Genomic DNA, 23732 nt, shown 5'->3' with positions numbered 1-23732 from the left:
ATGGCAATTCTCGCAGTACTATTCGTTGAGGGAGAAACGGAAAAGGAATTTTATACTGCGTTGCTTCAATATTATAAAGCGCAGTCCGGAAGTAAAATGGTCTCCTTTAAGATCATTAATGTCAAAGGAATAGGCAAGTTCGAAAGCAAAATGATCCTGAAATTGCAGAATGATATTTTCAATACAAATAGCCCTAAGGATGTTAAGGTTGCAGGTTGTTATGATACCGATGTATTTGACTTTGCAAAACGGCCCCCTGTTAACTGGGAGAAAGTAAGAACAAGACTAACTGAACTGAAAATTCACTCGTTTGTTGAAGTCAGAGCAAGTCGGATGTTAGAGGACTGGTTCCTTGCCGATCTTCCGGGGATTTGTAAGTTTTTGAAGATTAAAGCGGTAAAGCGCGCAGAAGGGAAGGATGGAAATGATAAACTGAAGAAGTTATTTAAAAAGGGTAATAAGCTTTACATTAAAGGAACTCCAACCATTAAATTTATTCCATCTCTGAATTTGGAAACCATTCGTAGCCATGCTGCAAGCGAGTTAATCCCACTGGAAAAATTGCTTAACGTTACCCTGGTAAATAAAAAGGCCCTGAACGTTTAAACATCCAGGGCCTTTCTCATTTAATTTTCTTTGGAGAAGTACGATCCTAGAAAATGTACTCCTTTACAAACCTTAGTTCAACAAATCAGCAGGAACTGGTTTCTCTAACAAGTGGTCATAGTAAAAACGGATTCTTTCCGCTTTATCATGAGGCGTTTTTTTACCACCCCAACCATGGCGACCACCAGGATAAATCATCAGTTCAAAATGCTTGTTCGCATCCTGTAGCTTGTCTACTAATTGAATGGTATTCTGCATATGCACGTTATCATCCATATCGCCATGCATGATGCGCAATAAACCTTTGTATTTATCAACATAGGTCAACACAGAGCCGTTTTTATAACCTTCAGGGTTTTCCTGTGGCGTATCCATGAAACGTTCCGTATAATGACTGTCGTACAGCTCCCAGCTCGTAACCGGTGCACCTGCAATCCCGAAATCGAAATCATTGGCACCCATGGTTAAAGCCATACAAGTCATGTAACCACCATAACTATGACCCGTGATCAATAGTTTTTTGTTGTCCACATAAGATTTCGCTTTCAACCATCTTGCTGCGGTAGTATAATCTTTCATTTCCCATTTACCCAGGTTACGGTGCATTAAAGCGACACCTTCTTTACCGAACTGACCGGAAGCACGGTGATCTACTGCGATCTGGATAATCCCTTCATTAGACCAGTACTGAGGCGCTGTACCTTTCCAGGTATTCGTTACCGTACCGGCATTTGGGCCACCATAAATACTCATGATCACCGGGTATTTCTTGTTCGCATCAAAATCTGTCGGGTAAGTAATCACTGCTGGTAACTGGTAACCATCATCCGTAGGAATGGTGATCATTTCCGTTTTACCGAAGTTATACTGTGCGAAATCAGCAGATTTACTGTTGCCCAATTCCTTTACAATCTTACCCGTATTGTCTAATAAAGTACGCTTTGGTGGCGTCGTTACATTAGAATAAGTGGTAATGAAATAACGGCCATTTGGCGAAAGCTGGATCTGGTTGGTATACTCACCGAAAGTCAGTCTTTTCAGGTTTTTACCATTGTAATCTACGCGGTAAAAATCAGAACGTGTAGAAGCCTCTTTGCGGGCATTGAAATAAACAACTTTGTTTTTCTCGTCTACATGAACTAAGCTCGTCACCTGCCATTTGCCGGAAGTGATCGGGTTGATCAGCTTTCCTGCTAAAGTATACAGGTAAAAATGTGCCCAACCCGTTTTATCACTTTTCAGGATATAGTGTTTTTTATCTTGTAAATATTCGATACGACCATCATAATCCAGGTCAACCCAGGAAGATTGTTTTTCGTCATAAATCTCTTTTTTACTACCGGTACCAGGGTTCACCGAATAGAATTTCAGGTTATCCTGACCGCGGTTCATCCATTGCACCATCAGGCTGCTGCCATCAAAGCTCCAGTAAGGCGTACCAAAATACTGGTCGTCTTTTTCATTGAAATCTGCCCAGGTCACTGTGCCACCGGCAACAGGAACGAAACCTACTTTCACTTCCGGATTTGGATCACCAGCTTTAGGGTATCTTGTTTTCTCTACATAACCATGCTGACCGGTAGAACCATTAATCGGGAACATCGGAACTTTAGTATCATCGAAACGCATGAACGCAATGTTCTTGCTATCCGGCGACCACCAGAAGGCTTTATATTCTGTTGGGCGACCTAAAATCTCCTCAAAATAAACCCATGAAGACCAACCGTTATAAATCACATCGGTACCATCAGTTGTATATCTTGTTTCTTTTCCAGTCTCCACATCTACCGAATATAAATCGTTATCGCGGGTAAAGGCGATGTATTTACCATCCGGAGATAGGGTAGGGTTCTTTTCTTCTGCTTTAGTGTTGGTCAGTTGTTTTGCGGCTTCTTTTCCATATTGAATAAAAACATCGTTGTTTCTGATGTTCACATTTACATTGCTTTTTGGAGCAGGCGTATAAGGTGTTTTAGCACCTGTTTTGACATCTACCGCGTATAATTTACGATCGGTAGCATCCATTTCAATGTAATGGTTATCGTCCGACCAGCCATTGACCATATTCATCGGCTGGGTTAAGGATAGCGCTCTGCCCATGGTTTGTTCCTGGCTCAACCTCTTCAGCTGTGCCTGTACCGTATAGCTGAAGCAAAACGATGCCGCTAAACTGATAAGTACTGTTTTTTTCATTTAATTGTGTGTTAATGTTGATACTAAACCTAATAAAAAAAAGGCGCCCTGGTTCAAAGGCGCCTCACAAAAATTATTTACAGCAACGTGCTGTAAATTTACAAGATGAAATTCCATCCGAATTCGTCCGGAGCAAGTCCGTAGCGGATGTCATTTAATGTTTTTGCAATACCCGAAGAAATGGTACGTGTAGCAGGATCTGTTAAAGTATACAATTTACCTTCGTAACCGATTTCACCGATTGGCGTTACTGTAGCGGCAGTACCAGCTGCAAAAGCATCTGTTAAACGACCGTTTTCAATACCTTCAATCACTTCTTTCACGCTCACACGTCTTTCTTCCACTTCAATACCTGCATGTTTCGCAAGTTTGATGATCGTATCACGTGTTACGCCGTCTAATACCGTACTTCTTACCGAAGGCGTTACCAGTTTACCATCGATCACAAAGATCAGATTCGCTGTTCCAGCTTCTTCGATAAACTCATGCGTTACGGCATCAGTCCAGATTAACTGGTCGAAACCAGCTTTCGTAGCTTCCGCAAACGGGAATAACGAACGCGCATAGTTACCAGCAGTTTTGGCAAAGCCTACACCACCTTCGTCTGCACGGGTATATTCAGTTTCAATTTTTACTTTTAAAGCTTTGCTGTAGTAAGGACCTGTTGGAGTCGTTAACAAACAGAAAGTATATTTATCTGAGGCTCTAACACCCAGGTAAGGATCTGTAGCGAACATTACCGGACGGATGTATAAAGAATAACCATCCTGGTTAGGTACCCAGTTTTTGTCAATATCGATCAGGGCTGCAATACCCTTCATGAAAACATCCTCATCAATCGCTGGCATCGCCATACGAGCTGCTGATTTATTAAAACGCTCAAAATTCTTGTCCGCTCTGAAAACACTAACCGTATCATCTGGCTGACGGTACGCTTTCATGCCTTCAAAAATCGCCTGTCCATAGTGAAGGGCAGAGATTGCCGGGCTCATTGGAATCGGGCCATAAGGAAGAACCTGTAAGTTTTTCCATGCGCCATCTTCATATTCGGCAATAAACATGTGGTCGGAAAACACCTTTCCGAAGGGAAGTTGTGAAAAGTCTGTTACAGTTAGTCTGCTTTGTTGAGTTTTCGTGATGGTTATATCCAGTGTCTCGTTCATTTCAATTCGTATTTCTGTAGGCAAATCTAATAAAAAATGCCACGCTTATTCGTTTTATTTGTATTTAAAAAGGGCTCTTATTGGTGTTTAAGATACACTAAGCTCCCTTGTTTACCCGGCTTATCCCCGCAGGTCTTTCAGCACATTGATTACCCAGCCTTTACCCCATTCTTCGATTTGTTCTTCCGTCCATAGGAAAGGGTAGAATATTCTCTTTTGAAAACGTGGAGGCAGGTATTTCTGCCAGTTGGTCCCGCCGGTTGCTGCAATATCTACCGGATCTCTTTCCAGATAACGCACCGCGGATTTATAATGAGAAAGCGGCCATTCTACATTCACAAAAAGATCCAGTTTTCTCAGCTCATCAGCTAAAGCGCTGACATCCTGTCCCTGATCTTTCAATTGATGGTAAAGTGCAGAAAAATTACTTTCTTTCCGGTCTTTCACCAATTGTAAAAATTGCGCTGCATATTTATGGATAAACTGCTTTAAAGTGAGCGTTTGCTTACCGGTAGCCAATTCTGTAGCACCAGCTTTCCAATAGATATTTTCGAACTGCTCTTCAATGGAAGCATCTTTCAATTGTTCTCTTTTATCTTTCTCCACCAGGCGGATAAAATCCGTCGCACAGATTTCTATCATCCGGTACTGGCCAGATTGAAAACCGCTTGCCGGTAGTAAAGACATGCGGAATTTAAGAAACTGTTCTTTTTCCATGCCGTTTACCATCACCTCAAAAGAAGAAACCAAAGCCGTAAAATAGGCGTTGATCCTTTTCACGCGGTCGGTAAAAAACGTAACCGTTAGTGTTTCTTTGGCGGCGGCAATCTGGTTGAATTCGTGTAAACAAAGTTTAAAATACAACTCTGTAATCTGGTGGTACATGATAAAGATTTCTTCGTCCGGGAAGGAGGTTTTAGGATGCTGCAAACTGAGCAGCGTATCCAAATGAATGTAATCCCAATACGTTAAGAAATCTGCATATAGTAAACCGTCCAGGTAGGCCGACATATCCTGGCCCATCGCTGCATATTTTTCCTGCAGCTTGTCCAGTTTGTCTTTAATTTGTGGGGTCAGTTCCATGATGAATTACTAATACAATACCCTGAATTTAATAGTATGTTCAATTTTCTTCAACGATTTAAAAACCTGTTTGTCGTATTCAGAATTGATGTCGGTGATCACGTATCCGATCTCCGGATTGGTCATCAAAAACTGCCCGACAATATTAATGTCGTGTTTCGCAAATACGGTATTGATCTTCGCCATAATCCCAGGAACATTCTGGTGAATATGGATCAGACGGTGTGATTTCTCAATCCTTGGCAACTGTAGGTTAGGGAAGTTATTACTCAAATGAGTAGTTCCTGTATTCATAAAGTCGATCATTCGCTTAGGAATGAAATTCAGATTTCTTGGGTTTGATTTTAAATCGTCAAATACCACCACACCTTGTTTGGTACAGGTAGCCAGATCGATTTTGTTTTTCGATTGTCCCAGGTAACCAATGGTCTTTAATTTCTCCGCTCTGGTCAATTGATCCAGGCTTAGTTTCTCGCCATCAGCCAATAACAACATGTGTACATCGGCAATATATTTCTCTTCAAATGAGGTTTTATGACGGATAGAAAAGCCATCTTTTTTCAGCAGGGCGATACTTTCCGGGTTTACATCCCCGATCACCAGGCATAAGATTCTGTTTTTAGGGTATGAAATCGCCCTTGGCAAGTTGTTAACGTATAAAAACTCGTCGAAACTTGGCGTTACATGGTCTGCTTTTTTAACAATGCTTTCTCTGGAAATATTTTCCGTAAAGGCATAGAACTTTTTAATCAGTCCGCTTTCTCTAAGCTGGAAATCAGAATAGCCATCACCGATACCATAAAGATTACCTTCCAGGTTCAGCTGCTGCATTAATTTCACTTTACCACCTTCCTCACTTAAAGGATTGGAATGGTCGTAATCTATGATTTTACCATCGCCTGTGGTGACAAATGTATTGGCGTAAATATTTTCTTTTTTGATGTGATATTGGCTCACCACAGGGGTGATAAACTCTTTAAAACCACCAGAAACGATCAAAACTTCATCCGCATGTTTCTTAAAGAAATCCGCATTACGGGAGAAAGAGGCAGACACCTTTTTCTTTAAACGGGTAATCAGTTGCTTCAGATGGTCTTCTGTAGCTTCCAATAATTTTACCCTTTGCGCCAGGCTCTCGCCGAAAGAAAGTTTTCCTTCCATGGCCAGGTTGGTATAATCCTCAATCTTTTTAAAGATAGCTTCCTTATCCGGATGCTTTTTCAGGGAGATACGGGCCAGCTCATCCAATGCCTCTACCTGGGTAAAGGTGCTGTCGAAATCAATGATGTAAATGTTCTTCTGGTTCATAATTTTAATGAAGTGAAACCTGTTTCAAGGCCTGGCAAGTTTCTGCCACGCTCTGATCTAAGGGTTTAAAGGTTATTCCAATCGTATCAATTATCTTTTTATTGCTGTATAAACTTTCATTCAGGCTGCTTCTGGCGGCATCACTGGTTAAGGCAGCAGGCTTTCCGGTAAAAATAGAAGCCAGTTTTGCAGCCCTCCAGGCGATGCCCAGCATCCATGGTTTGGCCTCTTTTGAAGGCGCTTTAACGCCAAAACCCTTCGCGATCTCCGCAAAGAAACGCTGGTAATTATAATTTTCCGAAGAGATGGTAAAACGCTCTTCGCTGATGTTACTATTCATTAAAGCGACCATACTTTTGGCCACATCTTCCACATCTACCAATCCGGTTGCCCCTCTGGTATAATAAGAAAGGCCATCTCTGACCAGCTTAAATATCGCGCCGCTACCTTCAAAACCAGCACCGCCACCAATAATCACCGATGGATTAACGATGACAGCTTCCAGTCCTTCGGCAATGCCACGCCAGACTTCCATTTCTCCTTCATATTTGGAGATGGCATAGCTATGTGCTTTGGAGTCGTATTCCCAGAAATCTTTTTCGGTAATCAGTGCGCCTTTTTTAGCATTCCCTAAAGCGGCAACAGAGCTTACATGCAATAGCCTGGCCTGATTTTCTACGCAAAGGTTCACCACATTGCTGGTGCCCTCAATGTTTACTTTCAGTAATTTTGCTTTGTCTTTAGGATCAAAAGAAACCATTGCTGCACAATGATACACCTGTGTAATGCCTTCAAAAGCATCCTCCAGGGTAGAAAAGTCGTTCAGGTCTGCAACAACCCAGCTGATCAGGGTATTGTCTTTCAATAAGGCCGGAATCACAGAATGCTCCCGCTTTAATGCCCTGAGCTTAACCCCTTGTCCCGTAAGTTGATGTATTAATTCTGCCCCTAAAAATCCAGTAGCACCGGTAACCAATATCATTTTATTATTTTTAGGATGTTCATTAAAATATGATCTCAAAAATAGATATTTGACACATACCTTTATAATACAATATGTCATTATCAGATTTTTTTTCAGCAGTCAACCCCGATAAATTTGCACCGAAACAAGGATTCTATGCCAGTCAGCTAGGTTTAAAGGTCGGATTCTACACCGATAAATTTCCGGAACTTGGCGAAAATCAATACGATATTGCCATTTTTGGCGTACTGGACGACCGTGCTGCGGTAAATAATGAGGGTTGTGGGCTTGGTCCGGACTACTTTAGGGCCCAGTTTTATGCCTTACATGAGGGTGCTTTTGAAAGCAGAATCATCGACCTTGGAAACATCAAACCTGGTGCTTCCATTTCTGATACCTATATCGCCGTAAAAATGGTGGTTGGGGAACTGATCAAACTCAACATAATTCCGGTTATTATGGGCGGCGGACAAGACCTGACCTACCCGCAATATCTGGCTTATGAAAGTCTGGAGCAAAAGGTAGACCTTGTGGTGGTAGACAGTAAATTTGACCTGGACGAAGAAGACCAGGAAGGACTTGCCGCAAAATCTGATACCTATCTCAATAAAATATTATTACACCAACCCAATTACCTGTTTAACTTCAGTAATGTGGGTTATCAGACTTATTTTGTGAATCAGGACAGCCTGAAGGTCATGAGTAAGTTATATTTTGATGCCCACCGACTGGGAGAATTTAGCAATGACATCACTTTAACGGAGCCGATTATCCGCAATGCGAACATGATTAGTTTTGATATCGGGGCCATCAGGTCTTCTGATGCCGTGGCCAATGCCAATGCCGGACCGAATGGTTTTTATGGCGAACAGGCTTGCCGCATTACCCGATATGCAGGGATGAGCGATAAGCTGACTTCCATCGGTTTTTATGAGTTTAATCCGGCCTTTGACCAGAACGGACAAACGGCTTTATTACTCGCACAAATGGTCTGGTACTTCATAGAGGGCTTTTATAACCGCAAAAAAGATTTCCCACTGACTCCGAAATCGCAATACCTGATTTACCGTGCCAGCTTAAATGATGGCTCCGGAGATATGCTTTTTGTGAAGAGTAAAAAGTCCGACAGGTGGTGGATGCAGGTGCCTTACCCATCCGGGATTACGCAGAACGAGCGCTACCATTTAGTGCCTTGCCGTTACGACGATTATACGATGGCCGTAAATGGGGAAATGCCGGATCTATGGTGGAGGACCTATCAAAAGCTATTGTAATTTTACATAAGTTCTCGCGTTATTATCTTTAGGCTTCCTTATATTTGAAGCATAGCCCCCTTATAATTTTTAAACTAACGAAAATCAATATTAAATGAAAAGAACACTAATCGCTGCGATTTGCTTATTGCCAATTGCAGGTATGTCGCAAGGCAAATTTACGGTTACCGGTAAAGTAGGAAACTTAAATGCACCTGCTAAAGCTTATCTGGCTTATAGAGTTGGGGCAGATCAAAAAACTGATTCCGCTGCGATTGTAGGTGGTAAATTTACTTTTCAAGGTCCTTTAACGGGTATTGCTCAGGCGCAAATCTTTGTTAAACACAACAATGATGTGGTTGATCCTGAAAAACGTGTGGCACCTGATGCCCTGGCGTTTTACTTAGAGCCAAAAGAAATTCAGATTGTTTCGGTAAAAGATTCTATCATCCACGCTACTGTAAAAGGTTCTAAAGTGAATGATGATAACGCAAAATATAAAGCGCTGACTAAAGCTGTTACAGCGAAAAGTGCCGCTTTAGTAGCAGAATACCGTAGTAAATCACCGGAAGAGCGTAAAGATGAGGCTTACATGAAAACGGTTTATGCACGTGATGAAGCGATTCAAAAAGAATTAGAAGACATCAATAAAGCGTTTATTGCCGCTAACCCAACTTCTTATGTTGCTTTAGTAGCTTTCCGTGGTAGTTTAGGAGAAATTGATCCGGCAGTAGATGAGCCGATCTTTAACAAGTTCTCTGCGGAAGTTAAAAACACAGACTTAGGTAAAAATATTGCTGGTATGTTTGCTGCGGCAAAAAAGACTCAGTCTGGACAAATGGCGATAGATTTCACACAGAATGATGTGAATGGCAAGCCAGTGAAATTATCTGATTTCAAAGGTAAATATGTGTTGCTTGATTTCTGGGCTTCATGGTGTGGACCTTGTCGTCAGGAAAACCCTAACGTAGTGGCTGCCTTTAATAAATATAAAGACAAAAACTTTACCGTTCTTGGTGTTTCTTTAGACCGTCCGGGTCAAAAGCAAGCCTGGTTAGATGCGATTGAAAAAGACGGTTTAGCCTGGACAAATGTGTCAGACTTAAACTTCTGGAACAATGCAGTAGCAAAAACTTATGGTATCCAGTCGATCCCTGCAAATTACCTGATTGATCCAACTGGAAAAATCATTGCTAAAAATGTAAGAGGCGAAGAATTACAAGCTAAACTTGCGGAAATTTTTGGTGCAGCAAAATCTAAATAATAATACGGTTCAGGAGCAATCCTGTTTTGAATAACGAGCAATGGCTACCCAAAAGGTAGCCATTCTTATTTTATGGTTTTTTGTAAGCGGATGTTATTCTGCTAACCTTTTAACTTTTTCTGCCCATAAAGTTTTATACCGGGCTTTATAGTCCTCGCTTATATAAGACTGGTCGATCATTTGAAAAACCTGTTCCTTGTTCCTGCTATATTTTTTGAAGATTCTTTTAACAACAGGGGCCGCAATTTTCAGCACCTCCGCCAGTATTTCAAAATCTTTTCTTCCTAAATTTTTCTTTTTTCCGTTTAGTTTTAGTGCAACCTCTTCTTTGTCCTTTGGATTGATCAATTGCGCATTGATCAGGTCGTATGCTGGTGAAAGTTGGATTTCATCTTCCAGATGGAGGATAGAAAAGTTTTTCAGGTGCATATCATTGTTGCCGGATAGAAAAGAGAAAATCAGCAATTCAAAATAGCTCATGACTTCCAGTCCGTAGTTTGTGCAGTACTTTTGGATCAGTTTTCCACAACGTTCATAAGAACTATCATATTTTTGCTCAGTCTGAAATTCACCCAGCTGACAGAAATCTTCCATGTGGATTTTTTTCCCATCCTGGCGGTCAAATCTTTTCGCAAGGTATACCATTTGGCCGTCGGAGGCTTCCAACAAGCAATGTTGACAAGTATTGATCTTGAAAATTTCGGCCAGATGCATCGTCAGGTCTTCTACTTCGGGCATCTGTGAGTACTGCGTATTTTGAGGTTTTAAAATATAGTTTCCCCATAATCCTACAATCGTGAGGCGTTTACCGATTCCGGGAGCATTTTCCAGCTCCACAGAAAGCTTCGGCTGAACTCCGGTTAAGGCGATTCTTTGGTTAACTGTTGCTTTCGCAAGTTCATCCAGCAGTTCTTTATTTAGTGTGAGTACCGGAAGTTCGGTGGTGTTGAACATTTTTTTACAACAGCCAGGATGGTGGCTTCCTTTGCTGAGTTCCTGATAACAAAAAGGGCATTTATTCATCGTTCATTTCCTCCTCTCCAAATACGGTAACCGCTCCGATGGTATCCTGACATAGGGTAACGAGGAGTTGAAAACGGTCTGTAGTTTTAAATTTCCAGTAGTCTTTTGCGACAGCTAATAACCATCCTTCCGGAATTAATCCGTCAAAGAAAGGGAATAAGATACTGCTGTTATATGGGTAAGTAGAAATAGGTAAGGTGAGGCTGATTGGTTTGGCCTTCGGGTTTGATAAGTACACAGGATCATAGCTGAACCGGTAGCCAGCATCTGTTTTTTCAAGATACCCGGCCAGGGTCTGGTTATAAAGTATTTTCGCTTTCCTGATCATAGTTCATCCTCCTCCGGGCGGTCCATATCTGTAATCCCTACCTGCTTGCCAAATAAATACAATACCTGATTTACTTTGTCTAAGCGAACAGTAGTTTTGCCCTGTTCTAATTCCCTGATAAAACGAAGACCGACGCCAGATTTAAAGGCAACATCCACCTGAGTGAGCTTTAATTGCTTTCTTTTTGCCTTAATAAACGTTACAATTGGATTCATGATATACCCTTTAGGGTACTAATATACGAAAAATCAAGAAATAATACCCGATGGGGTATATTTATGCTAATAATCGGTAATTTATACCCTAAAGGGGTTAGTTTACCAACACATCAAACTGATAAGCCCAATTGTGCAAAGGATAAACCTTTTTCTGGATTGTTGCAGTAAGCGTTTGCCCTTGCGAATCCCTGAGGTTACCTCTGGGCCCATTTTTAAAGCCACTTTTCTCTTTATTGCCATTTACAGCATACCTGACCCTGGCTCCGGAAGGAGATTCTTTGCAATGGAGTTTCAATACATTGTCTTTTAAATGCACCTTTTGGAGGATGTTCTTGTTTTTGGAGTTCACTACGCTAAAGCCATAATTGGCGGCATATTTTATGGCGGCTGTATCCAGCACCAATGGCGGTACAGGCACCTTAAACCGGATCAGTACAGTATCACCGGAGATTTTAAAATGATCCGGCAGGAGGCCAATACCGGGTTTAGATTCCAGGACCCTGATTACCGATAATCCGGTCAGATAACCCAGTCTCTTTTGCGAAATACCATCAATATGTACGCGTTCATCCACAAAGGAATACGGGTAAGTAGGTCCGCTGGCTACAAACAGGCTGTCACCGGTAATCAGTTCTACCTGTGCCTGTGGAATGGCAGTCTCCCTGCTGTTGAACTGGTTTTCGTCGAAATCCTTCGAAAGCGTTAAACAATTAGTTTGATAGGTCACGCAAACCACATCTTCCCGCTGTTTGGTAATGGCCTTCACATCACGGTTTAAATCCACCTGGAATTGCTTCAGGTCTTTTTTGTAATTCTTTGATTTTACCCAGACAATATCGTCTTCGCCTTGCATCCAACAGAACGCAGGAACGATAAATTTCCAGCCCTTATCCTCTGCCTTTTGATAAGCACCTGCTATTTCGTCCAGGAACTTTTGATAAGCTTTCGTTCCTTTACTGATTTCAGCGATGCCGGAAGCGCCTTGTCCGCCGGGAAAGGTAGCAATCAGCACGCTATCGCCATAGCCCTTTTTTTTCAGGTGTGCCGCAATCACTTCCGCCATGCCATAAACAGACAGTTCAAAAGAGCGGCGTTGGTCATTGACCACCTTCTTTATCCACTGTTTGAAAGGTGTTTCCGAGTGGTATCCGAAATTTTCATCCAGATTTTCGGTACGTACCGTATGGTTTGTCAGCGACGCTAAAGTATCAAAATCTGTAATTCTGATGGCCTCCTCGCCGAGCGCTAAACTCTGCCCGTAAACAGGGATGGCCAGGACAGTCTTTTTTTCCGGACTTTTAGTTTGGCAACCTGTAAAAGCTAGTATGACTAGCAGCAGGCAGCAGGAGATGTGCTGTTTCATGGCTATTTGATATATTTTTTCAACTCAGTAGCGATTAGCGAAGAATACTTTTTTGCACCGGTTTCATTGAGGTGACCGGGATCAAAGAAATTACGGGCATTGCCGGTAATACCCGCCTGCTGATAGGTATTGATAAAAGGAATATGGTTCTTTTTGGCGATGCTGTCCGGAATCTGGAACAAATTGGTTTTTTCTACGGCATACATCGGCGAATAGATCAGGATTAGCTGGATCTTCTTTTCTTTACATTTATCGATAAAGGCCTGGAGATATTTCAGTTTGTCTTTACTGACCGGGAAATCAAATTTCTCCGGCTTAACGGGTACTAAAACCGTGTCTAGTTCACCGTATAAGACTTTAACACCTTTGTCGGCCTCCGCAGTACGTTCGCTGATATTACCCACCAGGAGGTTTGCAAATTCGCCATTATAGCGGTACAAATGAGATACCTCACCTTTGTAATAGTATCCTGCTTTTTTCAAAACGCTATCACAACCCGGACTGTAACCAATAAATGGGGTCAGTGGCCCTACAGCTTCTATCGTAGAGAAAGGCGTTTCCAGGTAATCGGTTGGGTGTATTTCCAGGCAGATGGTTTCCGGAGTATATCTTTCCAGGATATTACTAAGTAAGCCGTATTGAAAATAAATGTTGCGCATTCCCCATAAACCGGCATTGTAGACGCCCTTTTTCAGGGTATCGCTAATAATGGACGGGATATAATGGTGGTGTGCTCTGGAACTACCCATAATCACAACCGGTTCATTCATCTTGTAGATCACCGTATTCACTTTATGCTCGTTGGTGGTACTGGTGGTTTTATAAAAAATATGGACGACAAAAGATAAGGCTCTGTCGGCCACAAATGTGATCAGCAAAATGATCAGTAATCTTTGTAAGAATTTTCTCATCTCCATTAAAATTTAAAATAGATGAATTGATTGCCATCGAGTATGCCAAAAAACAGGATTAAAAGGATATAAGCGGAGATCGTCAGTTCATAACGGTATTTCGCGATAAATCCGGTTTTAAAAGCCTGTTTTTCAGGGAAGAATTCATCTCTGAAATCTTTGCAGAACAGGATAAACAGACACAATAAGCCATTCACCAGGGTCGTGAAATCCAGGAATAAACTGCCCCAATTGGTAGCGATTTTATACATGATATTTCCGGCTTCCGCCAAATTGGTAGACCTGAACAGGATGAGACCTAAGGCGACCAGTAAAAAGGTGCCCAGCATTTTCAGGGTACTGCTGAAATCCGGGAAACCACTAGCATTCTTTTTGATTTTACTCTTTTTAAAGAAGGCACCAGACAGCATCAAGGGGATGTACAGCAAGCCATGATAGAGGCCAAAGATGGCGAAAGTCCAATCCGCACCATGCCATAATCCGATCAATATGAAAGTGATGATGATGGCGAAAATAGATCCCCATTTTTCAAAATTCCTAAAGCGGATATTTAGCGGCATGAACACATAATCGGTGAGCCATCCGGTAAGGGAGATGTGCCATTTGCGCCAGTATTCGGCAATATTTTGCGAGAAGAAGGGGCGTTTAAAGTTTTCCGTAATTTTCAATCCAAGTAAGCAGCCTACACCAATGGCCATTTCAGAATAACCGGCAAAGTCGGCATACATCTGGATGGGGTAGAGTAGGGAGGCAAAGGCCAGGGAGGTTCCATTATGGTGAATGGAATTGTCGAAGATCGCATCAACATAAATCGCCAGCCGGTCTGCCACACACATTTTCATGAACATCCCCCAAAAGATTCTTTTCAAGCCAATAGAAGCCAGGTCGTAATCTAAGACCCTGCCAACAGCCAATTGCGCCAGAAAAGGTTTCGGGCGGTCGATAGGACCGGAAAGGATGGTTGGGAAAAAGGAAATATAAGTCGCGAAATCTACGAAGCTCCTTGCGGGTTCGATATGGCCGCGGTGAATTTCGATGAGGTAACTGATGAGTTTAAAAGTGAAAAAACTGATCCCCAGGGGCATCAGGATATTAAAGGTGCTCCAATGTGTTTGGAGACCGATGGCATTGAAAAAGTCGCTGAACGACTTAATGAAAAAGTTGAGGTATTTGAAATAGAGCAATAAGCCAATGCCGAGGGCGACACCCAGGGTAGTCAGGCCCGAAGCTAATTTTTCATTGCTTTCCTTATATTTTCCGATGGCCATGCCCAGGCCGTAAAAAACTACGGTTGCGCCAAGCAGCAAGGGGATCATTTGCCATTCTGCGAAGCCATAAAAGAAATAACTGGCAAGGAGTAGCCAAATATTTTGTGCGGTAGCTTTACCTTTTAAAGGAAAAAAGTAAACGGCAAAAACGACCACAAAAAATATTAAGAAGTTGATGGAATTTACGACCATTATTAATGTTTATTTACCAATTCTATAAATCCTACGTCTTTTTTATAGAGGTAGCAGATGAGTCTGTTTTCTAGTGCGATGGCCTCCACAGGGCGGAATAAGGGGATGAAATCCAATGTTTCTACCAGTTCTTCATAAGCAAGATGGATGTCTGGTACTTCATAACAGACATGGTAAGGGGCAACGCCGGTTTTCTTTAATATTTTATTCACTGAAGACAGCTCATCAACAGGCTGAATCAGTTCTATTCTTGGAAAGCCTGGTTTGTTCAGGAAGCAGATGTGAACCCTTTGGATATCATCTTCAATAATTTCAGTAGCCTGGTAGCCGGTTTGCAGGTAAAAACCGGAGGTATTGGCTATGCTATCGGTTACATAGCCAATGTGATGAAAAGTAGAATCTTTGAGCACCGTTATTTTTTTGTTAAGCGTTTAATTATTTACTGGCAATACAATCGATCATTTCCGACACATTTTTCCAGGAAAGGATTTCTTTAGATGTGAATTTAATTTTCATTTCTTTTTCAATGCCTACAATCAGCTGAATGTGTGTCAGGGAATCCCAATCTTCTACATCATCTGCGGTGGTTTCAGGAGTTAATACAATCTCTTCGTTATCCAATACGTCGCGGAAAATATCCTGCACTTTTACTAAAATCTCATTACGATCCATTGTTTTTGTTGTTTTATTTGTGGGTAATATAAAATTCTTTGCTTTGGTGTTGCGCTACTTCCAGTTCGAACTGCAATTCGGCTGTTCCTTCCAGTTGCTGGAAGCCAAGTTTTGGATAGTGAGCGGCTACCATTTGATTTTTTGCGGTTGGAAGGTATTCCCCAACGAGGCGTTTGAAGCCATTTTCTTTGGCATAGGTGATGAGCCTGTCCAGGGTAAAATCTTCCATTCCACGTTTCAATACCCTGCAGCTCATAAACCAGGTGTCAATAAAGAGCGTTTCCGGATCTTCTTTCTTTAGGATAATGGCGCAAATCAGGCCGTTCTCCCCAAATTTATCGGAAAGGTCGAAAGAGAAACTTACATACTGATCATCCTGACCTAAAGACTCAATTTCGGCTTCCGTATAGCGCACGGTACGCAGGTTAAACTGATTGCTTCTTTGCGATAACTGGGCTACACGAACCTTGTTAAAAGAATCAAAGTTTTTAACCTCCGAAACCATGTTCAATGATTTCAGGAAATCGGCTTCATTGGTAAATGTTTTCAGCAGGGAAGCGCGTTGGTGTTCTACCTGATATTGTGCGGTTCTTTCGGCATCTGCATTAGAATAGGATGCGGTTTCAAAAAGGTTCAGGGAATACAGGTATTCCAGGTATTCTCCCGGGTCTTCCGGAAGTTCAGGAACGGTAATTTCAGGTACGTTTTCGCGGACGATATTGCGTTCAAAAGGATTGTCGTCCAGGAATACCATGGAATCGAATCCGATATTGAGGACGCTTTGAATCAATCGGATGTTATCCGCTTTATTGTCCCAATTGGCTACAAATACTGCGATATCATCCATTTTCAGCACCATTTCCGGATTGAGTTCAAAAGGAGCTCTGGCCTTATCTTCGTCGTTTTTACTACACACGGCGATGATAATGCCGCGATTTTTAAGTTTTTTAACCCATTGCTGAAATTCGGTAAATGCTTTACCGATTCCTAATCCATGACCTACCTGAATATTTTCCCAGCCATCATCACCAACGATGCCGCCCCAGGTGGTATTGTCGAGATCCAGGATCAGGCATTTCTTGAATTTTCCTTCTATGGCACATAGAATGTCCAGTGTCCGGGAAGCTACATAAGGGAGGATATCCAGACTGAGCACCATTTCGGTACTGACATAAACATGGCTATTGAACATCTGATCACGGCCGAATTTATTTTGCAATCCTGCGATATCGCAGATGAAAAAATTCGGATACTCCTGAGCGATCTTCATCAGTTCAAAATTCAGCTTACGCAGCTGAAAGGTAAAAGAGGAAGGTACTTTGGTGGCATAACTTCCAAAAACGGTATCTTCAATTTCAGGGTAGTTGTAATAAATGATCCGGCCTGAAACAGAATTGCAGAGCATCCGGATAAAATCCAGACGGTCATCGGCCATATTTATTTGTTCTGCCGGACTGGTGGTACTATATTTTTCCAGGAGTTTATGTGTGGATTGAAACACGATAGAATAATCGGCTGCAAACTCATAAAAATCTGAGGTAGGGTCTAATACTTGTCGCTCGATCTGGTTATACTCGGCTTCAAATAAATCAATGTTATAGTTTCTTTCATAGCCCATTCCTTGAATAGCTACCGCTAGAAATTGAGTGGCTGCATCGCCCAGGAGGGCAACTTTCCGTGTTGGAAGGGAGCCAGGGTCTTTTTTTAAGTTTCGTTTAAGTTCTTTAAAAGATATCATATAGGTATAAAGCGCAAGCTAAAGTCTAAGGTGTCTATTTAGATAAATATGCTACCCAAAACTGGTCAATGTGTTTACGAAAATAGCTATTTTTTCTAATTAAGAGAAGATGAAAATATCGCTAACATGCTGGCATAGTGTTATTTTATCAGCATGGAAAGAAGGCTGAGGATTTTCGGGGAAGAGGATGGTTAAAAAGGGAAAAAATCGACTTGGTACTGCATGGATATGCTGTTGATTTATGGGGGGATTGAGGCTATTTTGAAAGTGGTTTGCTAGGGCCTCAGCCGGCCTCATGCCCTGTTAGAGGCCTTTTTTAGCCTCCCCATCTTTTTTAATCCTGAGACTCTTTCCTTCTAATTTGTCCATTCTTCTATTTTTAGCTAATTTTTTTTGGCGGTTGTTTACTGATTTAATTTTGTCCAACTTGGACTGAGTAAACAATTAAATTTTAATATTATGTCAGTTTCAAGAAATGGAATGCATGGCTACCCAAGCGGTAAGCTAGGCAATGTGGTCTCTTATATGTTAAGAGGTCAATTGGTTCACAGAACCGTAGGTAAACCCGGCAAACCTAGTCCGAAACAAAAGGCGAATCATGAGTCTATGCGGGTAATCACGCATTTTCTGGGTCACTTTAAAGATTATCTGAACAATGGATATGAGCTGGAAGCCCGTGGAACGATCAGAAATCAGCACAACCTGGCGGTATCCTACAATAAGAAAAATGCTTTGCAGGGGGAATATCCGAACATCAGCATCGATTATGCTAAAATACAATTCAGTAAGGGTACGTTACAGAACCCTGAAGGCCTCCGTATGGAGAAAGTGGAAGGTGGTTTACAAATCAGCTGGGATCCTTTGTATCAATCCGGAATGGGTTCGCAATATGATGACTGTCTGCAACTGGCCGTTTATTTTCCAAAAAGCAGGAGGCAGAAAATAGAGTTGAACTTTTCTAAAAGGGAGATGGGGACTGCTTTTCTAGCTTTAGCCGAGGAAGAGCTGGAAAGTTCTATGGAAGTATACCTGTTTTTAAGTGCCGCAAACCATGATACGGTATCAGATACCATCTATCTGGGCAACCTGAACGGTGCTTTTGAAAAACCAAAAATCAAGGTAAAAACAGCTGGAAAGGCAGGGGAATTAGAAAATGACCCGGCAGCGGATTTGGCGGCGTTAGCACGATATGAGCAGGTAAGCGCTCAATATAAGGCCCAAATGAAGCTCAAACCCGAAGAAAGGCTATCGGTAAAAGTATTCCGGAATTTGGAAACCGAATATCTGGTACTGGCGAATAGATGGGGATCCAGGGTCATGAAACCCGGGTAATACCCCGTTTATTTTTAATTGCCGGATAGCGGAATTATATTAATTTTGGTCGTCGTTTATTTTTACGATTTGAACCATAACAACAAACTATGCGGATTCGCTTATTATTGACTTTTGCGGTACTATGTACAGCTATGAATACCTATGCCCAGGAATTAGAGGGAAATTTAAACTTTCACGGTTTTGTTGATAACAGAGAATATGCGAAGTCGAACCGCTTCTCTGAGACTATTTTTGGTATGCGGATTTCTCCGGAAGTCGGCCTTTTGATAGATAGTACCCACAGAATCAGGATTGGTTTCAATGCGCTTCATGAATTCGGTTCTCCGAAGTTTACAGCCAGCATTGCACCGGTCGCTTATTACCAGTATATGAAGAAGAACTGGAACTTCTTTATGGGTGCTTTCCCCAGACAGGGACTGATCTCCGACTTTCCACGTGCCATCTTAAATGATACGTTAAACTATTACCGCCCTAATATCGAAGGGATGTTGGTGAAATATGAGAATGAAAACTGGAAACAAATCATCTTTATTGACTGGACCAGCAGACAAACGGGTACGGCAAGAGAGAATTTCATCTTTGGCTTTTCAGGAACGTATAAAAAAGACCTGTTCTTTGTTTCCCATCATGCGATGATGCTCCACAATGCAGGTCCCGGGATTCCGATTCCTGATGACCATGTGGAAGATAATGGTGCAGCAAGTGTAAAAGTCGGACTGGATCTATCTAAAAAGACCTTTCTGGATTCATTAACCTTGAGTGCTGGTGGAATGATCTCCTTTGAACGCGTACGTACCGTAGGGAGCTGGAAAACACCTAAAGGGATGTTGCTGGAACTGAATATGGAATACCATAAGTTCGGAATCGTCAATTCCTTTTATAAAGGAGAAGGCCATCACCTGATTATGGGCGATAAATTCTATACCGCAAAAACATATAACAGAACAGACCTGACCTGGAGACCAATTGTTTATAAAAACCTGGAAGCTAAACTGGCGCTGTCTTTCCACTTTGTAGATGGGGTGATTGATAGTCAGCAAGCCTTCGGATTAAGGTATAACCTTTCCGGAAGCAGATCCTTGAAAAGGAAGTAAGCCCGCTTTCTTATATGAAGCGGGAAAGAAAGATTGCGATGGTAGTTAACCATGTTAAAATGGAGGATGAAGACGATCTTGATGTTTTATATTGGTCAGGTAAGACTGCTTCCGAACGTTTATCTGAGGTCGTTCGTTTAAGAAAAAACTATTATATCTGGCTGGATGGTGTCTTTCCTGAGAAAATAGAAAAGGTAATTCAGCAGCGGAAATTACAATAAAAAAAGCGGCTTGTTCCAGAACAAGCCGCTTTTTTATGTCCATGATTCAGACTTACATTAAGTCAAAACCAATATCTTCTCTGAAATATTTGCCATCAAAGTAAATGCGTGCTGCATCACCTGTAGCGCATTGCAAAGCTTCAAACTGGCTATCCTGCAAACTGGTCACGGCAAGTACTCTACCGCCATTAGTTTTCACGATACCACCTTCTAAAGCTGTTCCTGCCTGGAATACATGAGAATTGCGCACATTTTCAATGCCGGTAATCACTTTCCCTTTTTCGTAATCACCAGGATAGCCACCTGCAACGATCATTACGGTTGCTGCATTTTTAGGGCTGATGGTTAATTTGTAATCTTTTAATTTCTTTTGAGCAGTTGCCATGAACAGTTCTACCAGATCGTTTTCGATACGTGGAATAACGCTTTCCGTTTCCGGATCGCCCATTCTGCAATTGTACTCTATAATTAAAGGCTCATCACCAACTTTGAATAGACCAAAGAAGATAAAGCCGGTATAATCAATTTTGTCTTTCTTCAAACCTTCAATCGTAGGAATGATGATTTTCTGCTCTACTTTATTCAGGAAAGCGGCATCAGCGAAAGGTACCGGAGATACGGATCCCATTCCACCAGTGTTCAGGCCGGTATCTGCCTGACCGATTTTTTTATAATCTTTCGCTTCAGGAAGGATCACATAGTTTTCACCATCTGACAATACGAAAACAGAAAGCTCTATTCCGGTAAGGAATTCTTCAACCACCACTGTGCTTCCGGCATTACCGAATTTACCACCCAGCATCAGCTTTAATTCTGCCTGCGCTTCTTCGATGCTTTCCAGAATCAATACACCTTTTCCTGCGGCTAATCCGTCTGCTTTTAAAACAATCGGAAGGGCATGAGCGGCAAGGTAAGCCAATCCTTCTTCCAGGTTTTCATTGCTGAAAGACCTTGATCCTGGTGTTGGGATACCATGGCGAGCCATGAATTGCTTAGAAAAATCTTTACTTCCTTCCAGGATCGCACCTTCTTTTTTAGGGCCGATCACAGGGATATGTGCTAATGAAGCATCTTTGGCAAAGAAATCATGGATGCCATTAACCAGGGGTTCTTCCGGGCCAACTACTAAAAGTTCAATAGCTTCTTTTAATGCAAAAGCTTTAACGGCTTCAAAATCATTAGGGTTCAGACTGATGTTTTTCCCGTAAGCACCGGTACCACCGTTGCCTGGTGCAATAAACAGTTTAGAACATTGAGAAGATTGGCTCATTTTCCAGGCTAATGCACTTTCTCTGCCGCCAGAACCTAATAGTAAGATATTCATCTATGTATGATTTGTTGTTTGAATTGTTAGGTGGATCGGGTATCTGCCCGGTTCGTAGCGGCAAATATACCGCTTTAGCTAAATTATCACTGGTTAAGTTGAATATTAAAAAGTTCGAAGAAGTTTGAACTTTTAAATGATACTACTGAGTAGTGGATCCGACGGGTTGGAGCGTAATTATTATAGAGGGTTGTTGATGGAATAGACTAAAAACAGCTAACAGATTTTAACCTGCTAGCTGTATAGTGGATCTTTTTAATGTTGCTTAAAAAAGTTGATTAGGGCTGCACCACAGGAGGTGTTGGCGTAATTGGGACATCACCCGGAAGTTGTGCGTGACCAATATGTACAACCTTCCCATCTATTACCTGATAGTATTTGCCAGAGGTATAATCTTCCTGCAAAATGTAGAAGGCATCTGTCAGCTTCACAGTTAAACTAGAGTCTGAATAATACTTGCCTGTGTATGGGCTGTAGAAGATTCCCGTACTAAAAGAGTAAGGCTCGAATCCATTTCCGATAGCTGTGTAGACGGTAGTGAAGTAGGCCATTGAAGGGAGCGGTGTTGGGAATAGGAGCGGTTGACCTATGGGAGTGGGTGGACCATCCTTTGCGTAAGCAATCTTCACAACTTTTCCATTTAGGATTTGGTAATACTTGCCCGTGTTGTAATCTACATTCAGAATATAATAGGCATCCTGAAGCTGTTGATTAAAACTAACATCAGAATAATATTTGCTGTCACCAGGATTATAGAAAAGGTCAGTACTAGGATATGGTTCTAGTCCCGTTCCAATAATGGAGAAGTTTGTTGTGTAATAGATTGTTTGTTGAAGTGGTGTAGGGAGAATAAGTGGGGTGTTAGGGTCGATCGGAGGATACATACTTCCCGGACCAGATTCAACACCCCAATAACAGTTCATAAATTCATAAATCATTATTGCGGTTCCAAGGTGGCCAAGACCGAATCTTGCCGCAACCTTTCCGACAGCCCTCATTATTAGCTTTCTAGTGCCGTAAGTATTAAAGTCTCGTTCAACGGTACTTTCAAGAAGATCTCGTATGTCGTCCCCACCTAATGCTGTGATCAGGCAATCCATAGCAGGCCCATCTGGATCATTTTCGTTTAATACATATAAGACTAATCCGAGTATGGCAACTTTTGGGTCATTCATACTGCCGTACTCTTCTGTGATTTCTAGATTTGAAAAACCGTAACTGTTCAATAAGGTTCCTGAGTTATTAATAAGCGGTGCTAATAATGCTGCTGCCTGAGCTTCTGTGAGGGGTGGAGTAGCCGGAGCCCCTGTTACAGGAGGTGCCACGCCAATGAATTCCTCGAGACTATTGTTTAATTGAGGTAAAGAGTTGCCGAATTTCTGTAAAGCTAATCGTTGTGAGGAATTTGGAAGTTTTTTTTCTGATTGTGTCTGGTCTTTTTGAATGGACTCGGTTTTTTTACAGGATTGTATTCCGAAAACAAAGAGTAGTATGACTACTAAGAGATTAATTTTTTTCATTTAGTTGGTTTTTTGTAGGTTTTATGGTTTATTTTTTTGTAAAAAAAGACTAATAATCATAATTAGATTAAGTGGTTTCTAATTATATTTTATGGTTAAGTTTTTTTGAAATTAAGGAGGGATAGCATTTTGATGCCTCCGTTTCTTGATGACTGCGGCTTTTTTTTGGTTTAAAATCATGTTTATGTTTGTTTTTCAGTAAGTTATGAAATTATCGGTTAGTTATTGTGTGATTATGAGAATAAAAGTGTTTTTTTAAACAAAAATTTATTATTTTTTTGATAAAATATATGTGATTGTTGATCCTTTTATGATCGTTAGATTAATTACGGTGGAATTCTATTTAATCACTTGGAAGCTTATTGATTTTATAGGTTGCAAGGACAGATGGTTAAGTTTCTTCTCTTTTTATTAGATGGATCGATCTGTTTTTCAATACTTCTCCAATAATAATTTAAAATACCTTTATTAGGTGAATGACCAAATTCATACATTTTCGCTGATTTTTAAAAGAAAGAATTGACTCCCGGGGAAAGGGATGCGGTGGAGGTGTTTAACAATGTTTTAAATAAAATCGCGATGCTAAAGCAAATTACAGGATATTTTGTAATTTTAGCGCCCGATGACTGCCATTCTGACTTGTAGTTTGATATGGCCTGGTTGTTGTAAATTGTAGGGTTCTCAATTAGTA

22 protein-coding genes are annotated in these 23732 nt (G+C 41.4%); 6 read left to right on the top strand and 16 right to left on the bottom strand.

Annotation, left to right across the window (positions count from 1 at the left end):
* Positions 1-606, top strand: a complete 606-nt coding sequence (locus tag R2Q66_RS02725) for a hypothetical protein (RefSeq protein WP_316746461.1) — start codon at positions 1-3, stop codon at positions 604-606.
* Between the two features lie 72 nt (positions 607-678).
* Here R2Q66_RS02725 and R2Q66_RS02720 read toward each other — a convergent pair whose 3' ends face one another.
* The 5 genes from R2Q66_RS02720 to R2Q66_RS02700 all read right to left on the bottom strand — a co-directional run bounded on the left by R2Q66_RS02720 (position 679) and on the right by R2Q66_RS02700 (position 7335).
* Entirely contained in the window at positions 679-2799 is a 2121-nt protein-coding gene (locus R2Q66_RS02720; protein ID WP_316746460.1) for a S9 family peptidase, read from the bottom strand.
* A gap of 98 nt (positions 2800-2897) precedes the next feature.
* Positions 2898-3962: a branched-chain amino acid aminotransferase gene (locus tag R2Q66_RS02715; protein WP_316746459.1), complete on the bottom strand. Its 1065-nt coding sequence runs from the start codon at positions 3960-3962 to the stop codon at positions 2898-2900.
* A gap of 120 nt (positions 3963-4082) precedes the next feature.
* Positions 4083-5045, bottom strand: coding sequence for a tryptophan 2,3-dioxygenase family protein (locus tag R2Q66_RS02710; protein ID WP_316746458.1), 963 nt, complete (start codon positions 5043-5045; stop codon positions 4083-4085).
* Positions 5046-5054: 9 nt separating this feature from the next.
* Positions 5055-6353 carry an HAD-IB family phosphatase gene (locus R2Q66_RS02705; protein ID WP_316746457.1) on the bottom strand — a complete coding sequence of 433 codons (1299 nt, stop codon included), beginning with the start codon at positions 6351-6353 and terminating at the stop codon, positions 5055-5057.
* Positions 6354-6357: 4 nt separating this feature from the next.
* On the bottom strand, positions 6358-7335 hold the full coding sequence (locus tag R2Q66_RS02700; protein ID WP_316746456.1) for an NAD-dependent epimerase/dehydratase family protein: 978 nt from the start codon (positions 7333-7335) through the stop codon (positions 6358-6360).
* A gap of 74 nt (positions 7336-7409) precedes the next feature.
* Here R2Q66_RS02700 and R2Q66_RS02695 point away from each other — a divergent pair, with 74 nt between their 5' ends.
* Positions 7410-8591 (top strand): formimidoylglutamase, encoded by a 1182-nt coding sequence (locus tag R2Q66_RS02695; RefSeq protein ID WP_316746454.1) that lies wholly within the window; start codon positions 7410-7412, stop codon positions 8589-8591.
* 94 nt (positions 8592-8685) lie between these two features.
* Positions 8686-9834 carry a TlpA disulfide reductase family protein gene (locus R2Q66_RS02690; RefSeq protein ID WP_316746453.1) on the top strand — a complete coding sequence of 383 codons (1149 nt, stop codon included), beginning with the start codon at positions 8686-8688 and terminating at the stop codon, positions 9832-9834.
* Positions 9835-9927: 93 nt separating this feature from the next.
* Here the strand turns inward: R2Q66_RS02690 and R2Q66_RS02685 are convergent, their stop codons facing one another.
* The 9 genes from R2Q66_RS02685 to R2Q66_RS02645 form a co-directional block, all read right to left on the bottom strand.
* Positions 9928-10788 (bottom strand): HipA domain-containing protein, encoded by an 861-nt coding sequence (locus R2Q66_RS02685; protein WP_316746452.1) that lies wholly within the window; start codon positions 10786-10788, stop codon positions 9928-9930.
* A gap of 61 nt (positions 10789-10849) precedes the next feature.
* The gene (locus R2Q66_RS02680) at positions 10850-11185 is read right to left on the bottom strand and encodes a HipA N-terminal domain-containing protein (protein WP_316746451.1); all 336 of its coding nucleotides are present in this window, start codon (positions 11183-11185) and stop codon (positions 10850-10852) included.
* A complete protein-coding gene (locus tag R2Q66_RS02675; RefSeq protein WP_316746450.1) occupies positions 11182-11400 on the bottom strand; it encodes a helix-turn-helix transcriptional regulator in 219 nt (72 codons plus the stop codon). Before R2Q66_RS02675 ends, R2Q66_RS02680 begins: the two co-directional genes overlap by 4 nt.
* 97 nt (positions 11401-11497) lie before the next feature.
* A complete protein-coding gene (locus tag R2Q66_RS02670; RefSeq protein WP_316746449.1) occupies positions 11498-12766 on the bottom strand; it encodes a sialate O-acetylesterase in 1269 nt (422 codons plus the stop codon).
* Positions 12767-12768: 2 nt separating this feature from the next.
* Positions 12769-13677 carry a hypothetical protein gene (locus R2Q66_RS02665; protein WP_316746447.1) on the bottom strand — a complete coding sequence of 303 codons (909 nt, stop codon included), beginning with the start codon at positions 13675-13677 and terminating at the stop codon, positions 12769-12771.
* A 5-nt stretch (positions 13678-13682) separates the two neighbouring features.
* Positions 13683-15137 (bottom strand): MBOAT family O-acyltransferase, encoded by a 1455-nt coding sequence (locus R2Q66_RS02660; RefSeq protein WP_316746446.1) that lies wholly within the window; start codon positions 15135-15137, stop codon positions 13683-13685.
* A 2-nt stretch (positions 15138-15139) separates the two neighbouring features.
* Positions 15140-15547 (bottom strand): VOC family protein, encoded by a 408-nt coding sequence (locus R2Q66_RS02655; RefSeq protein ID WP_316746445.1) that lies wholly within the window; start codon positions 15545-15547, stop codon positions 15140-15142.
* Between the two features lie 25 nt (positions 15548-15572).
* Positions 15573-15809: an acyl carrier protein gene (locus R2Q66_RS02650; protein ID WP_316746444.1), complete on the bottom strand. Its 237-nt coding sequence runs from the start codon at positions 15807-15809 to the stop codon at positions 15573-15575.
* 13 nt (positions 15810-15822) lie between these two features.
* Positions 15823-17547, bottom strand: coding sequence for an HAD-IIIC family phosphatase (locus tag R2Q66_RS02645; RefSeq protein WP_316746443.1), 1725 nt, complete (start codon positions 17545-17547; stop codon positions 15823-15825).
* A gap of 459 nt (positions 17548-18006) precedes the next feature.
* Between R2Q66_RS02645 and R2Q66_RS02640 the strand changes: the two genes are divergently transcribed.
* The 3 genes from R2Q66_RS02640 to R2Q66_RS02630 all read left to right on the top strand — a co-directional run bounded on the left by R2Q66_RS02640 (position 18007) and on the right by R2Q66_RS02630 (position 20197).
* Positions 18007-18879 carry a DUF6266 family protein gene (locus tag R2Q66_RS02640; protein ID WP_316746442.1) on the top strand — a complete coding sequence of 291 codons (873 nt, stop codon included), beginning with the start codon at positions 18007-18009 and terminating at the stop codon, positions 18877-18879.
* An 89-nt stretch (positions 18880-18968) separates the two neighbouring features.
* Complete coding sequence (locus tag R2Q66_RS02635) at positions 18969-19976, top strand: hypothetical protein (RefSeq protein ID WP_316746441.1); 1008 nt, start codon at positions 18969-18971, stop codon at positions 19974-19976.
* Between the two features lie 14 nt (positions 19977-19990).
* Positions 19991-20197, top strand: coding sequence for a hypothetical protein (locus R2Q66_RS02630; RefSeq protein WP_316746440.1), 207 nt, complete (start codon positions 19991-19993; stop codon positions 20195-20197).
* A 52-nt stretch (positions 20198-20249) separates the two neighbouring features.
* On the opposite strand, the gene purD is transcribed toward R2Q66_RS02630, so the two are convergent.
* Entirely contained in the window at positions 20250-21521 is a 1272-nt protein-coding gene (gene purD, locus R2Q66_RS02625; RefSeq protein ID WP_316746439.1) for a phosphoribosylamine--glycine ligase, read from the bottom strand.
* A gap of 278 nt (positions 21522-21799) precedes the next feature.
* Positions 21800-23041 carry a hypothetical protein gene (locus R2Q66_RS02620; protein ID WP_316746438.1) on the bottom strand — a complete coding sequence of 414 codons (1242 nt, stop codon included), beginning with the start codon at positions 23039-23041 and terminating at the stop codon, positions 21800-21802.
* Positions 23042-23732 lie beyond the last annotated feature (691 nt).

This window comes from Pedobacter gandavensis (assembly GCF_032677645.1).
GTDB classification, from domain to species: Bacteria; Bacteroidota; Bacteroidia; order Sphingobacteriales; family Sphingobacteriaceae; genus Pedobacter; species Pedobacter gandavensis_A.
This window is presented reverse-complemented; position numbering and strand designations above follow the sequence as displayed.